The organism is Prescottella sp. D32 (assembly GCF_037287305.1).
GTDB lineage: Bacteria > Actinomycetota > Actinomycetes > Mycobacteriales > Mycobacteriaceae > Prescottella > Prescottella equi.
Map to the genome: position 1 here is coordinate 29,366 of NZ_JARBSW010000003.1, position 15,872 is coordinate 45,237.

General features: G+C 68.3%; 11 protein-coding genes. 5 read left to right on the forward strand and 6 right to left on the reverse strand.

The features are described from left to right. The first annotated feature begins 129 nt into the window (after nt 1-129). Nucleotides 130-4,041, forward strand: a complete 3,912-nt coding sequence (gene otsB, locus PSS76_RS14735; RefSeq protein WP_337456294.1) for a trehalose-phosphatase — start codon at nt 130-132, stop codon at nt 4,039-4,041. 76 nt (nt 4,042-4,117) lie between these two features. Next, a complete protein-coding gene (locus PSS76_RS14740; protein WP_337456295.1) occupies nt 4,118-5,032 on the forward strand; it encodes a DoxX family protein in 915 nt (304 codons plus the stop codon). A gap of 93 nt (nt 5,033-5,125) precedes the next feature. On the opposite strand, the gene PSS76_RS14745 is transcribed toward PSS76_RS14740, so the two are convergent. Beyond that, nucleotides 5,126-5,785: a hypothetical protein gene (locus tag PSS76_RS14745; RefSeq protein ID WP_064058723.1), complete on the reverse strand. Its 660-nt coding sequence runs from the start codon at nt 5,783-5,785 to the stop codon at nt 5,126-5,128. 14 nt (nt 5,786-5,799) lie between these two features. Further along, complete coding sequence (locus PSS76_RS14750; RefSeq protein WP_337456296.1) at nt 5,800-7,263, reverse strand: NAD-dependent succinate-semialdehyde dehydrogenase; 1,464 nt, start codon at nt 7,261-7,263, stop codon at nt 5,800-5,802. 180 nt (nt 7,264-7,443) lie between these two features. Between PSS76_RS14750 and PSS76_RS14755 the strand changes: the two genes are divergently transcribed. Both PSS76_RS14755 and PSS76_RS14760 read left to right on the forward strand, forming a co-directional pair. Further along, a complete protein-coding gene (locus PSS76_RS14755) occupies nt 7,444-9,723 on the forward strand; it encodes a HelD family protein (RefSeq protein WP_064058725.1) in 2,280 nt (759 codons plus the stop codon). Nucleotides 9,724-9,804: 81 nt separating this feature from the next. After that, nucleotides 9,805-10,221 (forward strand): hypothetical protein, encoded by a 417-nt coding sequence (locus tag PSS76_RS14760; protein ID WP_013416157.1) that lies wholly within the window; start codon nt 9,805-9,807, stop codon nt 10,219-10,221. A 4-nt stretch (nt 10,222-10,225) separates the two neighbouring features. Here PSS76_RS14760 and PSS76_RS14765 read toward each other — a convergent pair whose 3' ends face one another. From PSS76_RS14765 to uvrB, 3 genes are all read right to left on the reverse strand, one after another. Further along, on the reverse strand, nt 10,226-10,678 hold the full coding sequence (locus PSS76_RS14765) for a universal stress protein (RefSeq protein WP_022596179.1): 453 nt from the start codon (nt 10,676-10,678) through the stop codon (nt 10,226-10,228). A 199-nt stretch (nt 10,679-10,877) separates the two neighbouring features. Continuing rightward, nucleotides 10,878-11,750 carry an SCO6745 family protein gene (locus tag PSS76_RS14770; RefSeq protein ID WP_064077937.1) on the reverse strand — a complete coding sequence of 291 codons (873 nt, stop codon included), beginning with the start codon at nt 11,748-11,750 and terminating at the stop codon, nt 10,878-10,880. A 21-nt stretch (nt 11,751-11,771) separates the two neighbouring features. Beyond that, a complete protein-coding gene (gene uvrB, locus PSS76_RS14775; RefSeq protein ID WP_005512908.1) occupies nt 11,772-13,928 on the reverse strand; it encodes an excinuclease ABC subunit UvrB in 2,157 nt (718 codons plus the stop codon). A gap of 103 nt (nt 13,929-14,031) precedes the next feature. Here uvrB and PSS76_RS14780 point away from each other — a divergent pair, with 103 nt between their 5' ends. Then, nucleotides 14,032-14,616 carry a ribonuclease FAU-1 family protein gene (locus tag PSS76_RS14780; protein WP_069856398.1) on the forward strand — a complete coding sequence of 195 codons (585 nt, stop codon included), beginning with the start codon at nt 14,032-14,034 and terminating at the stop codon, nt 14,614-14,616. A 6-nt stretch (nt 14,617-14,622) separates the two neighbouring features. Here the strand turns inward: PSS76_RS14780 and coaE are convergent, their stop codons facing one another. Next, a complete protein-coding gene (coaE, locus tag PSS76_RS14785; RefSeq protein ID WP_201790123.1) occupies nt 14,623-15,846 on the reverse strand; it encodes a dephospho-CoA kinase in 1,224 nt (407 codons plus the stop codon). Nucleotides 15,847-15,872: the final 26 nt, after the last annotated feature.

A 15,872-nucleotide genomic window follows, 5' to 3' on the forward strand; every position in this document is an offset into this window, starting at 1 on the left:
CGGCGTAGTTTGAGGACACCGGCGAAACCTGCAGCGTGGTGAGCGGTATCGACGCCCGGGTCTTTCGTTCGGTCAGCGGCCGGCAGGCGGAAGGCGAACGGCCATGCAGACGACTCCGGGACGGGATCGATGACCCGCGCGGTGATCGATCCCCGGCGTCTCGACGCCGTCGCCTTCGCGCTCGAGGGTGTTTTCGTCGGCACCGCCGACCTCCGTGGTGAAGTGTGGGACCACTTCTACCGCGAGCGCTTTCCGGACCACCCGCCCCTGCCCGGACACGACTACGTTCGGATCGTCGCGGACACCTCGCTGACCGACGCGATCACGGATGGGCTGGCCGGTGGCGGTGTCCCGCTGCCGGAGGGCGCCCCCTCCGGTTCGCCCACCGCCGAACCGGCACGGGGCATTGCGAACCTGTTGGATCGGGAGTTCGCGGACCGCATCGCTCGCGGCGGCATCCCGGTGCAGGACGCGGCCGTCGACCTCGCTCGGCGGGTCCGCGGTGCGGGCCTGCGGATCGCGGTGTACTGCGCAGAACCTCGCCGCACCGCGATCCTCGACGCGATCGGCGGCGACATCTTCGGCGCCGAGACGATGCTCGCCGCCGAGGCGCAGCCCCGGACGCTCGACGAAGCCGTACGTCGGCTCGGGGCGGACCCCGCTCGCACGGCCGTCGTGGTGGGCGGTCCGTCGGATCTCGCGGCCGCCCGCCGCGGCGGATTCGCGCTCGTGATCGGCGTGGCCCGCCCCGGCGACGAGGAACTCCTGCGCCGCGCCGGTGCCCACGTGGTGGTGACCGACGTGGCGCGGATCGGGTTTCGTTCCGGGACACGTCCCCTCTCCCGGATTCCCGATGCTCTCACCTCACGCCACCAGTCGGCGGCGCTCCTGCGGTCGCGACATCCGGCGGTGTTCCTCGATTTCGACGGGACGATAGCCGACATCGTGGCCCAGCCCACCGCGGCAACCCTCGTCGAAGGCGTGGCGTCCGAGCTCGCGCGGCTGGCCCGGCACTGTCCGGTCGGGATCATCAGCGGCAGGGATTTGGCGGACGTCCGAGCCCGCGTCGGAGTGCCCGGCCTCTGGTACGCGGGCAGTCACGGCTTCGAGCTCGTTGGACCGGACGGTCAGCACTACGAGAACCAGGAGGCGTCGGACGCCGAACCGGACCTCGTCCGGATCACGTCGACGCTGTGCGAACGCCTGGGCGCGGTTCCCGGGGTCCTGGTGGAAGGTAAACGTTTCGCCGTCTCGGTCCACTACCGCAATGTGGACGCCGAGCGGGTCGACGAGGTGATCTCGACGGTGCGCGCAGCCGTGGCGGAGGAACCTCGCCTGCGGGCCACGAGCGGCCGCAAGATCGTCGAGATCCGTCCGGATGTCGACTGGGACAAGGGCCGGGCACTGGTGTGGGCCCTCGGCCACGTCGGCGCATCGTCCGACGTGCTGCCGATCTATGTCGGCGACGACCTGACCGACGAGGACGCGTTCGACGCGATCGAGGACAGCGGGTTCGGGGTCGTGGTGCGCCACGCCGAGGACGGCGACAGGCGGTCGGCGGCGCGATTCGCGGTGGACGGGCCCGCGCAGGTACACGAACTGCTCCAACGAATCGCCGATCTGGTGGGCAGCGATCCGCGCACCGCACCCCCGCGGGAAGACCCGTGGACGGTGTTCTTCGAGGGTTACGACCCGTCCGTCGAGAAGCTGCGCGAGGCACTGTGCACGGTCGGCAACGGCGCCTTCGCCACCCGCGGGTGCGCGCCCGAGGCGCGAGCGGGCGCAATCCACTATCCCGGCACGTATGCGGCCGGCATCTTCGATCGGCTCCGCGAGGAGATGGCAGGCACCGCCGTCGACAACGAGAGCATGGTGAATCTGCCCAACTGGCTCCCGCTCACGTTCAGGATCGACGGCGGCCCCTGGTTCGACGTCGACACGACCGAGCTGCTCGAGTACCGCCAGCACCTCGACCTGCGTCGCGCGGTCTTCGTTCGGAGGTTGCGCTCACGCGATGCCGCCGGCCGCATCACCTCTCTGATTCAACGCCGATTCGTAGCCATGCATCTGCCGCACGTCGGCGCGCTGGAGACGACGATCTCGGCCGAGAACTGGTCGGGGCGTCTGGACATCCGTTCGGAGGTCGACGGCGCTGTCGAGAACACTCTGGTCGAGCGGTACCGTGCGCTCGGGAGCAGGCACCTCGAGCCGGTGCAGGCCACCGAACTGGCCGCTGGGTCGGTGCTGATCTCCGTGTGCACCAGCAATTCCCGCATTCCCGTGGCAATCGCCGCCCGGACGACCCTCCGGCGTGATCACGAGCAGGCCTCCCCCACGTACCGGTTGATCGAAGGGGACTGCCGGATCGGGCACGACATCTCGATCGACCTCGATGCCGGGGAGTCCGTCACTGCGGAGAAGATGGTCACCTTGTTCACGGGCCGCGATCCCGCAGTGTCGGAACCGGCCGACGAGTCGGCGCGTTGGCTCACACGCCTCGGCCGGTTCGAGGAGGTACTCGACGGTCACGTCCTGGCCTGGGCGCGGCTGTGGGACAGTCTCGGTATCGAGCTCGAGGGCCACGGCCACGCGCTGCGGATCGTCCGCTTCCATCTCCTGCAGATCCTCCAGACGGTGTCACCGAACACCGGCGACCTGGACGCGGGTGTGCCGGCACGGGGACTGCACGGAGAGGCGTATCGCGGCCACATCTTCTGGGACGAGCTGTTCGTGTTCCCGGTCTTGAACCTTCGGTTGCCCACACTGACGAAATCGCTCCTGCGCTACCGCTATCGCCGGCTGCGCGAGGCCCGCCGAGCGGCGCGGGAGGCGGGGCGGACCGGCGCGATGTTCCCGTGGCAGTCGGGCAGCGACGGACGTGAGGAGAGCCCCCGGCTGCATCTCAACCCGATATCCGGGCGATGGAACCCGGACCCGAGCCGCCATCAACTTCACACCGGGATCGCGGTCGCCTACAACGTGTGGCAGTACTACCAGGTCACAGGTGACCTCGAGTTCCTGATCGAATTCGGCGCCGAGATGCTGATCGAGATCGCACGGTTCTACGCCGGACTCGCCGACCTGGACGAGAGTCGCGGCCGCTACGTCATCCGCGGTGTCATCGGCCCCGACGAGTTCCACGCCGGCTACCCGGAAGCCCCCTTCGACGGCATCGACAACAACGCGTACACCAACGTCATGGCGGTGTGGGTGCTGCTGCGGGTCATCGACACCCTCGAGGTGATCCCGCGGCAGATCCGCTCGGATCTCACTCAGGCTCTGGGTTTGCCGACCCAGGAGATCATTCGCTGGGAAGACGTCAGCCGCCGTATGTTCGTCCCGTTCCACGACGGGGTGATCAGCCAATTCGAGGGGTACGGCGACCTCGCGGAACTGGATTGGAGCGGGTACCGCCGGCGGTACGGCAACATTCAGCGGCTGGACCGCATTCTCGAGGCCGAGGGCGACGACGTGAATCGGTACCGTGCATCGAAACAGGCGGATGTGCTCATGCTCTTCTACCTGCTGTCGGCCGACGAACTCCGGGAGTTGCTCCAGCGGCTCGGATACACCTTCCCTGCAGACGCCATCCCCCGCACCATCGACTACTACATCGAACGAACCTCGCACGGCTCGACACTGAGCGGCGTCGTCCATTCCTGGGTCCTGGCCCGTGGCAGCCGAGATCGCGCGATGGAGTTCTTCGACCGAGTGCTCGCATCGGACGTCGCCGACATCCAGGGCGGGACCACCGCGGAGGGTATCCATCTCGCCGCGATGGCGGGCAGCGTGGATCTGATGCAGCGGTGCTTCTCCGGACTCGAGGTGCGCGGCGACCGACTGGTGTTCTCTCCCGACTGGCCCTCGAGCCTGGGCACCTTGCAGTTCCCGATCTTCTATCGAGGTAATCGCCTCTGGTTGACCGTCGACGGTCGTAGTGTCGAGGTGAGCGCCGCGCCGGGCAATCAGCCGTCGATCGAGGTCGAATGCCGTGGACAGGTGGCGCAACTGCACCCCGGGGGCTCGATTCGGCTCGGGTAGACAAATCGGCTCGTGCCGTGCCGGATCACGCTCGCCTGGATACGGTGGAGGGACAATCGAGGTAGGGAGTCCGCCCATGATCGTTCGAAGAATTGCCCGCCCGCTCCTGTCCACCGTGTTCATCGCCGGTGGCATCGATTCCCTGCGCAGTCCGGCTCCCAAAGCCGACGCCGCCGGGGCGCTGATCGAGAAATCCGTCGGGACGCTTCCCGGTGCCGTCACCGACAAGTTGCCGTCCGACCCCGAGACATTGGTCAAGATCAATGCCGCGCTCCAGGTCGGGGCGGGTGCACTGCTCGCGGTCGGCAAGGCGCCGCGTGCAGCCTCGCTGGTCCTGGCCGGGACGCTCGTTCCGACCACGCTCGCCGGGCACGACTTCTGGAACGTCGACGACCCGCAGCAGCGCGCGATGCAGCGGATGCAGTTCTTCAAGAACATGACGATGCTCGGCGGGCTGCTCATCGCTGCTGTCGACACCGAGGGCAAGCCGTCGCTGGGCTGGCGCGGCCGGCGCGCCGCCCGCAAGGCGCAGGCTTCGGTCGCGGAAGCGTTCTCGAGCGCAAACGGTTCGGATGCCGAACACACGATGCACGTGGTATCCGAGCGGGCGCGGTCGGCGGCCGAGCAGGCCGGTGAGCGTGGCGGCGAACTTCTCGACGCGGCCCGTGTCCGAGGGTCGGCACTGGCGCACCTCGCGAAGGAACGCGGTGCGGAGCTGAGCGAAGTGGCCCGCGAACGCGGACCGGTACTCGCCGAACTCGCGCGCGAGCGCGGAACCGAGTTCGCCCACGTCGCCCGGGACCGGGGAACGGAATGGGCCGCCTCGGCGAGCGAGCAGGGCGAGGTGTTGAGCAAGCGGGCCCGCAAGAAGGCGGAACACGCACTGGCGACCGCCGGCGAGCAGAGTGAGGTCGTGAGCAAGAAGGCCCGCAAGAAGGCCGAGCATGCTCTCGCGGCCGCGCGCGCGAAGGCCGCCGAACTGCAGGACTGATCGCCCGTCGTCACGCTGACGCCGGACGACCGATATCGGGCGGCACGTCACCGGAATTCCGGTGACGTGCCGCCCGTTTCGGATTCGGCACGGTCATCGTTCGCCCGATCCCGAGAGCTCGTCCCGGAGTTGCGAGTCGATGGTCACCCGGACGAGCGCTGCGGCGAGCGGCGCCATCCCCCGCGTCCCGGCCAACGCGCCGAGTCCCCCGCGGTCCCGCGGCAGATGCAGCGCCTCGGCACCGTCGAGGGCGCGGTCGTCGAGATGCGGCCGGAGCCACGTCCACGTGTCCTGAACCTCGCGGAGGAAGATCTCGGCGCCCACCGGGCCGATGCCGTCGAACTCCTCCAGCAGCCGTGCGGCCGCGCCCGCGTCGTGATCGCTTCGCTGCGCGAGCTCGCGCAGATCGCCACGGTACTCGGCCGTCACACGGTGGGCCATCTTCCTCAGGCGGGTCGCGGTGCTCTCGTCGTACCGCGTGTATCGACCTCGCTGCAACGCCGCGATCACCTCCGCCCGCGGTGCAGCCTCCATCGTGTCCGGCGTCCGCCATCCTGCGGCGAACAACTCTCGGGCCGCCCGCGTCGCGATGTCGGCCGATATGCGGGAGCTGAGCAGCATGGACAGCACCAGCAGCTGAAACAACGGTTTGGGTGTGTCCTTCAGCGTGATACGCGCCTCCTCCGCGAAGGTTCGGCCTGCCCGGTCGAGGAGGTCGCGGACCACGTCGGTGTCCGACCGTGAGGCGGTCACGAATACCTCCCCTCCTAACCGGTTGCCGCGTGTTCGACTCCGGTGTTCTTCGGGACGGAACGAATCAGCTTGCGGTTGGCGAATTCGAACAGACCGAGATCACTCAACTCGCGACCGAAACCGGAACTCTTGACGCCGCCGAAAGGAAGCTCCGGGGCGGTCGACGTGGGATGGTTGATCCACACCATCCCGCTCCTGATGCGATCGGCGACGGCGCGAGCCCGCGCCTCGTCCGAGCCGAAGACCGTGCCACCGAGACCGAAGCGCGTCGAGTTGGCGAGCTCCACCGCCTCGTCCTCGTCGGCCACCCGGTAGACGACCGCGACCGGCCCGAACAGCTCCTCCTCGAACGCGCGCATGTCCGGCGTCACGCCGGTGAGCACGGTGGCGTCGACGAACGCGCCGTTTCCGTCCGGCCCCCGGTCGTCCGGACGTGTTCCGCCGACAGTGACCGTGGCGCCCTTGGCTACGGCGTCGTCGACCTGTTCGAGCAACTTTCGTGCAGCGTCCTCCGACGACAGCGGGCCCAGCGTCGTCTGTGGATCCGACGGATCTCCTACGACGAGTTGGGAGAACCGGCGGGTGAGTCCCTCGACGAACTCGTCGTAGACGGCGTCCGGGACGATGAAGCGTTTGGAGGCAACGCAACTCTGGCCGGTGTTGCCGAGTCGTCCCGCGGCCGCCGCATCGAGAACGCCGTCCAGATCGTCCACGTCGAGCACCACGAACGGATCGCTGCCACCGAGCTCGAGCACACACTTCTTCAGGTGCCGGCCCGAAATCTCGGCCAGGGAGGCGCCGGCGCGTTCGCTGCCGGTCAGGGAGGTGCCCTGAACCGCCGGGTGGGAGACCACCCGTTCCACGTCGGAGACCTGCAGGAAGAGGTTGCTGTACACACCCTCCGGCGCCCCGGCGTCGGCCAAGAGCTTCTCGAGTTCGAGTGCCGTCTGCGCACACGAACTCGAGTGTTTGAGCAGGATCACGTTGCCCAGCAGCAGGTTCGGGGCGGCGAAGCGGGCCACCTGGTAGAGCGGGAAATTCCACGGCTCGATGCCGAGCAGCACTCCGATGGGCTCGTTGACGAGTTCGGCGGTGCCCTCGTCCACGTCGAGCTCACGGGGACGGAGGAACTCGGGTCCATGTTCGGCGTAGTAGTCGAAGATCGCCGCCGCCAGGTCCACCTCGGCGCGAGCCTCCGTGATCAGCTTGCCCATCTCCCGCGTCACCGACGCCGCCAAGTCGCCCTTGCGTTCGCGCACGAGTTCGGCGGCGCGGGCCAGCACGTGCGCACGGCGTTCGACGGGTTCGTCGCGCCACAGTTCGAATGCGGCGGCGGCTCGCTCCACGATCTCGTCGAGTTGCTCCCCGACGAGGTACGGGTACTCCCTGATCGACCGTCCGGTGTACGGGTCGACGGTGCGGAAGGGTGTCGCGTCGGGGCCGGACGCACTGGTGGGCTGCACGCTGGTGGAGGTCATGCTCTCCCCTCTCCGGTTGTGGGCGGAATCGGTCCGCTCTCCGACTACCCACTGCACGCCACGCTCACGCATCCGGGCCGCGACCCACGAAGGGCCCTCGACCAGCGAATCTGCGCGAGCATCCCCCGCGCACTAGACTGCTTGGGCGCTTTTCTGCCGTCCCTCGATCTAGGAGACCTCTTGCCCGACGAGGCCCACATCCACCCCGAACTCGACCACGAGCAGGGTTATGTGTCGATGCTGTACGAGCGCCTCGACGGCCTGCGCACGTACGCTTCCGACCGGCTCAGCCGAGTCCTCCTCGAGGGCGGTGGCACCCCGCAGGCGCGGAGCGAGCGCGAGTCGTTCACCCAGATGTACACCGAGGACCTCGCCCGCTACGACGCAGCGGAGAACGGCCTGTGCTTCGGCCGCATCGACGTCGACGGAGAACCGCGCTACGTCGGACGCGTCGGCATCCTCGACGAGGACGGCGACTACGAGACGCTCCTCCTCGACTGGAGAGCACCTCTCGCCCGGCCGTTCTACCTCGCGACCCCGGCCGCCCCGGAGGGGGTCACCCGCCGGCGCCACATCCGCACCCGGAGGCGGACGGTCACCGCGATCAACGACGAGTACCTCGACCTCGACGCAGCGCGGGCTCACGGCGACGGCGGCGGAGCGGGCGGTGTCGCCGGCGAGAGCGCACTGCTGGCCGCACTGAACGCGGCCCGGACCGGGCAGATGCACGACATCGTCGAAACCATCCAGAGCGAGCAGGACGCCATCATCCGGTCGAACCACCGCAGTGTCCTGGTCGTGCAGGGAGGACCTGGCACGGGCAAGACCGCCGTGGCCCTGCACCGCGCCGCCTATCTGCTCTACACGTACCGGCAGCAACTGGACCGGGCCGGCGTCCTCATCATCGGACCCAACGCCACGTTCCTCGACTACATCGGTCAGGTCCTGCCCTCGCTCGGTGAGACGGGAGTCCTGCTGTCGACGATCGGCGATCTGTATCCGGGCGTCCGCGCGACCCGTGAGGACTCGTTGGAAGAGGGCGAGCTCAAGGGCTCCCTGGCGATGATCGACGTGTTGAAGAAGGCGGTCCGCGACCGCCAGGAGGTGCCGAAGTCACCGATCGAGCTGCGGTTCGACACCTACCCGATCACGCTCGACCGGAAGATCGTCACCCGCGCCCGCGGACGCGCGCGCTCGTCGCGTCGCCCCCACAACCTCGCGCGTCCGATCTTCGTGTCCGCCGCGATCGAGGCGCTCGCCGACCAGCTCGCGGCCACCCTGGGGCGCAACGTGCTCGACGGCTCGAACCTGCTCAGCCGCGACGACATCGCCGACATGCGCGACGAGATGCGCGAAGACCCAGCGATCATGGCAGCTCTCGACGCGCTCTGGCCCGAGCTGACGCCGCAGCAGGTCCTGACCGATCTTCTCCGCTCCCCCGAACGGTTGGCATCCGCGGCCCCCGAACTCTCCGACTCCGAACGCGACGTACTGCTCCGCACCGAGGGGGTCGGGTTCAGTGCCGCCGATGCGCCGCTGCTGGACGAGCTCGCCGAGCTTCTCGGTATCGACGACGCCGCCGAACGCGAACGCGCAGGGCGCCGCTGGCGGGCCCAGATCGCCGACGCCCAGGGCGCGCTCGACATCCTGACCGGTTCGGCGCCCCAAGACCTCGAAGACGAGATGGATCCCGAGATCCTCATGGCCTACGACCTCATCGACGCCAGCCAGCTCGCCGAGCGTCAGGACCTCGGCCGCCACCGGACCACCGCGGAGCGCGCCGCCGGCGACCGGACGTGGACGTACGGCCACGTGATCGTCGACGAGGCGCAGGAGCTGTCGGAGATGGCGTGGCGAATGTTGATGCGCCGCATCCCCAACCGGTGGATGACCCTCGTGGGCGACACCGCCCAGACCGGCGATCCGGCGGGCAGCTCCTCGTGGCAGGACGTGCTCGGGCCGTATGTAGCGCAGCGATGGAAGCTGACCGAGCTCACCGTCAACTACCGCACGCCCGCCGAGATCATGGAGCTCGCGCACAAGGTCCTCGAAGAGATCGACCCGAACCAGACGGTGCCGCGGTCGGTCCGTGCGTCGGGCCACGCGCCGTGGGCCCAGTGCGTCGACGCCACCGAGGTTCTCGACGAGGTCCGTCGACGTGTCGCCGCCGAGTCCGGGCCGGGACTGACGGCCGTCCTCGCCGGACACGAGCACGTCGCGCAGCTCGCCGATCTGCGTTCCGACGACGTGAGTGTGCTGACCGTCAAGGACGCGAAGGGCCTGGAGTTCGATTCGGTGATCATCGTCGAACCGCAGAATCTGCTCGACGAGTCCCCGCGCGGCATGAACGACCTCTACGTCGCGCTGACGCGAGCGACGCAGCGTCTCGGCATCGTCCACGCTCGGCCGCTGCCGAGTGTGCTCGACGCGCTCGACGAATCCGTCTGCACACGGGCCTGATCGCCGAACCGCTCGTGGGCGAGAACGTCGAGGCGGTACGGTGCCTGGGCACCGAATCGTCGACTGCAGAAGGAAGAGACCGTGATCCGATCGCGTCTGCGGGGACGCGCAGTGCGCGCACTGCCCATCGCGTTGACTGCCGGCGCGATTGCGGTGACGCTCGGGGCCTGCGGCGCCACGAACCCTGCCGGCCCTCCTGCCGAGGCAGTGGCGGATCCGCCCGAGCCGTCCACTGTCGCGACCGTGGCCGACGTCCGCACCGAGCATCTCTCGCAGGTGCTTGCGGCCCGAGGATTCCCCGCCGTCGTTCCTCACCCGACGCTGCTCGCCCTCGCGGACGGGGTGTGCCGGCAGATCGCGGCCGGCACACCCGATTCCGAGATTCTGACGCACCTGCGGCCGACGGCCGCCTACGCGGCGAGCCAGTCCGGCGGCGTGCTCACCGCCGAGCGGGCCACCCGGCTACTGCTCGATTCGACGCGTAGCGACTTCTGCTGACCGGTCAGCGCACCGTGTGCACGATGAGGACATCGCACGTCGACTTGCGTGCCGCGTCGGACGGCACGGAACCCAGCAGACGCCCCGTCAGGGTGTTGAGTCCGCGGTTGCCGACGACCAGGAGGTCCGCCTCCACCTCGTCGACAAGTGCGAGAAGCGAATCCACCGGCGCGCCGACGACGGCGCGTTCGACGATGTCCTTGGCGCCCGCACCCAAGGCACGCTCGCGCGCCCTCCGGAGGATCTCGTAGGTGGGGGCAGATCCGGTCACCTGGTAGGCGTCCTCACGCAGGGTGTCCTGCGCCGCCTCGGTGTCCTTCGGATCCGCGGGATAGTAGGCGCATGCGATCACGAGCTTCGCATCTGCCGCACCGGCAAGGGCAGCAGCCTTGTCGACTGCGCGGTACGACGAGTCCGATCCATCGGTTCCGACGACGACGGTCCGATACGCGGTCATTGATTCCTCCATGTGTGCGTTCGTTCGAGGACTCCGGCTGCGTGCCCTGTTCGACCGAAGATTCCCGTTCGCTGCGCTGACACTATCCGCATCGGCGCGACGTCAGGTGGAATTGCGGCACAACATGCTTCATCCCCCGGTGGACGGATCCACCCCTGCGACCATTTCACCACGGGATTCCACCGTGTGGGTCGCGCTGTCAGCGGGACTCGCCGTACCGCGGGCCGAACAGCGATTCCGGGAACAGACCCGAATCGCGTACGGACCGGCACCACGGCGTGGCGAGTTCGGCGAGGCGGGCTGCTCCGTCCTCCCCAAGTTCGGTCCACGGCGCCGACCCGAGCTCGTCGGTGAGATCCTCGACCACCTCGCGTAGTTCACGGCCGTCGACGGTCAGCTCGCCGTCGGGGGTCAGCAACTCCCGGTCGACCAAGTCGGCCGCCGCCGACGCCCAATCCTCGCTGCTCCAGCCACGACGCGACTGCGCGAACGACTTCCGGAAACCGATTCCCGCGGCGGTGTGCGTGATCAGCGCCTCGAGCCCGCTGAATCCGGCGGTCTGCAGCGCTGCCACGTGACCGTCCCCGCGGTACTCGCGCAGCAGCGTCAGCGCATGCCACAGCACCAGATGCGGCTGGTCCGGCCAGTCCAGTGCGGCATACCCCGCATACAGCGGGCGACCGTCGACGCCCGGGATCGCCTGCGCCGCAATAGCGGCGAGCTGTGCGGCCTCCGACATCTGCTGCGACGCGATCACCTTCTCTCCGAGCAGCGAGCGGTAGGCCGCATCGACGCCGCGATACCGCGCCTTCACGATCTCCGCGGGGTCCGCGAGGGTCCAGGCACGCGGGAGCACGTTCGAGATCAGCGACGGGTTGAAGTTGTAGAACACGGCGGCGACGACCCCCGCCGACACCGCTCCCATCGGTGCGGAACGTCCGGCGAAGTACGTCATTCGGCCCGGTTCGAGCCCGCTCCCGACCAGTTCCCGCTCGACCTCGGGTGCGAAGTAGGCGAGCGAATGCAGAAGTTCGAGCGACCGAGCAGTGCGTCCGGCGAGATGTACGTCCATGTCCCGGAAGCGTACTGACCTCTACTTCAGGCCCGCCGCGTCCATCCCGCGCAACTCCTTCTTCAGGTCCGCGATTTCGTCCCGCAACCGGCCGGCCAGCTCGAATTGGAGATCGCGTGCGGCGTTCATCATCTGATCGGTGAGCTCCTTGACGAGATCCGCCAACTCGGCTCGCGGCATGGACTTCACGTCACGACCCTCGTAGATGCCGGCGCTGACGGCACGACCGGCCTCGCCCTGCGCCCGCCGCCCGCGACTGGCGTTGCGACCGGAACCGCCGACGCCGACCTCGGTGTCCTCGGCCTCCTCGTACACCTGGTCGAGGATGTCGGCGATCTTCTTCCGCAGCGGCTGCGGATCGACGCCCTTCTCGAGGTTGTAGGCGATCTGCTTCTCGCGCCGACGCTCGGTCTCCTCGATGGCTCGTTGCATCGAGTCGGTGATCTTGTCGGCGTACATGTGCACCTGCCCGGACACGTTGCGGGCCGCGCGTCCGATGGTCTGGATGAGACTGGTGGTGCTACGCAGGAAGCCCTCCTTGTCGGCGTCCAGAATCGCGACCAGCGAAACCTCCGGCAGGTCGAGACCCTCGCGGAGCAGGTTGATGCCCACGAGGACGTCGTACTCCCCGAGCCGAAGCTGTCGCAGCAGCTCGACGCGTCGGAGGGTGTCGATGTCGGAGTGCAGGTATCGCACCCGGATACCGAGCTCGAGCAGATAGTCGGTCAGGTCTTCGGCCATCTTCTTGGTGAGCGTCGTGACCAGCACGCGCTCGTCGCGCTCGGAACGCTCGCGGATCTCGTGCACGAGGTCGTCGATCTGTCCCTTGGTCGGCTTCACGACCACCTCGGGGTCGACCAGACCGGTGGGGCGGATCACCTGTTCGACGAACTCACCGCCGGCCTGGCCGAGCTCGTACGCGCCCGGTGTGGCCGACAGGTACACGGTCTGACCGATCCGGCCGGCGAACTCTTCCCAGGTCAACGGCCGGTTGTCGGTCGCCGACGGGAGCCGGAAGCCGAACTCGACGAGATTCCGCTTCCGGGACATGTCGCCCTCGTACATCGCACCGATCTGGGGCACCGTCACGTGCGACTCGTCGATGACCAGGAGGAAGTCCTCCGGGAAGTAGTCGATCAGCGTGGCGGGAGCCGAACCTGCCGGGCGACCGTCGATGTGCCGCGAGTAGTTCTCGATGCCGGAACAGAATCCGACCTGCTTGATCATCTCGAGGTCGTACTGCGTCCGCATCCGCAAACGTTGCGCCTCGAGCAGCTTGCCGCGGTTCTCCAGGTCGGCGAGGCGTTCCTCGAGCTCCGCCTCGATGTCCTGGACCGCGCGTTCCATCCGCTCCGGCCCGGCCACGTAGTGCGTCGCCGGGAAGATCCGCACGGTGTCGACCTGGCGCACGACGTCCCCGGTGAGAGGGTGGAGGTAGTACAGCGCCTCGACCTCGTCGCCGAAGAACTCGATCCGCACGGCAAGTTCCTCGTACGAGGGAATGATCTCCACGGTGTCGCCGCGGACGCGGAACGATCCGCGGGTGAACGCCATGTCGTTGCGGTTGTACTGGACATCGACGAGGAGCCGGAGCAGGGCGTCCCGGTCGACCTCCACGCCCACCTCGAGCTGGATCGACCGATCCAGATACGACTGCGGGGTGCCGAGACCGTAGATGCACGACACCGACGCGACCACGACGACGTCCCGTCGGGACAGCAGACTCGAGGTGGCCGAGTGGCGGAGCCGTTCGACGTCGTCGTTGATGGACGAGTCCTTCTCGATGTAGGTGTCCGTCTGCGCGATGTACGCCTCGGGTTGGTAGTAGTCGTAGTACGAGACGAAGTACTCGACGGCATTGTTCGGCAGCATCTCCCGGAGTTCGTTGGCGAGCTGCGCGGCGAGAGTCTTGTTCGGCGCCATCACGAGAGTGGGCCGCTGGACCCGCTCGATCAGCCAAGCCGTCGTCGCCGACTTACCGGTGCCGGTAGCACCGAGCAGGACGACGTCCTTCTCGCCCTCTCGGAGCCGCCTCTCCAGCTCGTCGATGGCCTGCGGCTGGTCACCGGCAGGCTCGTACTCGCTGACGACCTGGAAACGCGCGTCGGACCGCTCGATCTCGCTGACCGGTCGGAACTCGGAATGGGCAACCACGGGGTGCTCGGATGCGAACGCCATGTCCCCAGGGTATGCGCCGGTTCCGACAAGTTCTGATAACGCTGTCCGAGGCCCGGTCGATCGCCGCTGCCCGGCGCCACGTTTGCCGGTACTTTCTTGCTTTATGGAGAACGTCGAACCGGGCCTCGCTGCGGCCACGCCGCCCGCAGCCCCCGCAGCCGTCTACGTACCCGCGGTCGACCTGGCTCCGGCACACCGGCCCAAGATCGAGTACTTCAACGTCACCGAGTGCACCAACACCGATCCCAAGGGATTCGTCCGGCCGGTGGACCACTACCGGCTCGAGCCGTGGGGCCTGTACATGGCGCGCACAGCGGACCACCCGCAATTCCACTACCTGGAGTCCTGGATCATCCCGGACCTGGGAATCCGCGCGTCGATCTTCCATTTCCACCCGTACCACGATCGCGATCAGGACCACTACATCGACATCGGCGACTTCACGCGCGGACCGGACGTGTGGAAATCGGAGGACCACTACCTGGATCTCGTCGTCCGGACGGGGCGCGAAACCGAGCTCCTCGACGTCGACGAGTTGATCTCCGCAACCGCGCACGGATACATCTCCCCGCGCACCGCCGACCGCGCGGTGCAACGTGCGGTGGCCGCCGTCGACGGGATCGCTGCCCACGGCCACGACCTGGACGCGTGGCTCGCGTCGAAGGGCATGCCGATCAGCTGGCGCTGACGCCCGTCAATCGCCGGGCGTCCAACCCGTTGCCTCCGCCCAGGCCCAGGCTCGCTGATACCCCTGGTCGAACCAGGGCGCGACCGCTTCGGCGTACGCGACGTCGGCGTCGGCCTCGTGCGTGTTCTCGGCGGCCGTGGCGGACGCGGCTTGCTTGACCTCGAGGAACTCGGCACGCGCATCCACGTCCGCACTCAGCCAGTCGCGCAGCAGCAGTGCGAATTGCTGACCGGGCCACCCCGCGACACGGATGCTGATGTGCACCGGCCGTCCGGGGTCGGCGCCGCCGTGCGTGCGCTTGTCCCACAGCCCGGGATCCGCCTCGCCCCCGACACCGTAGGTCGGCTTCGGCAGGTCCCGATCGTCGTCCGGTATGCGCGGGAACCCCGCTGCGGCGAGCGGTCCGGCCAATGCATCCGCGGCCGCCAGGTCCTTCACCGTGATCTGGACGTCGACGAGGTCGCGGGCATCCAGACCCGGAACGGCCGTCGACCCGACGTGATCGATCCGCGTGGCCAGGTCTCCGCACACCAGTCGCAGTCGCTCGACCAGCCGCCGGCCCTGCGCCGCCCAGTCCGGATCCGCCGGGCGCACGACCGGTGGCACCGACACCGCCGTCCCGGTTCGCAGATTGGCCTCGAAGGGGACCAGGCGATCAGTGAACAGCGCGCGGACCTGCTCCCCGACCATGTCGGGAGTACCGCTGTTGTCGAGCAGGACGTCGGCGGCCTCGCGGCGCTGCGCGTCGGTGGCCTGCGCCGCAATCCGTGCCCGGGCGTCCGTCTCCGGCATGCCGCGCAGTTCGACGAGACGTCGGACTCGTTCCTCCTCGTCGACGTACACGACGAGGACGAGATTGAACGCGGGACCCATGCGGCCCTCGACGAGCAGCGGAATGTCCTGCACGACGATTCCGTCGGCGGGGGCACCCTCGACAAGTTCCGTGGTGCGCGCCCCGATGAGCGGATGCAGGATCGAGTTGAGCAGCATCCGGGAGTCGTCGCTGCCGAATGCCTTCTCCGCCAACGCCGGACGGTTCAGCGAACCGTCGTCGTGCAGGATCGAGTCGCCGAACGCGTCGACCAGGGCCGCGAGCCCCGGGGTGCCCGGCTCGACGACCTCGCGGGCGATCAGGTCGGCGTCGACGATCACCGCACCCAATTCCGCGAGGACCTTCGACACGGTCGACTTGCCGGCTCCGATGCCTCCTGTGAGGCCCACTCTCAACACGCCGACCAGTCTCTCACCAAACACGC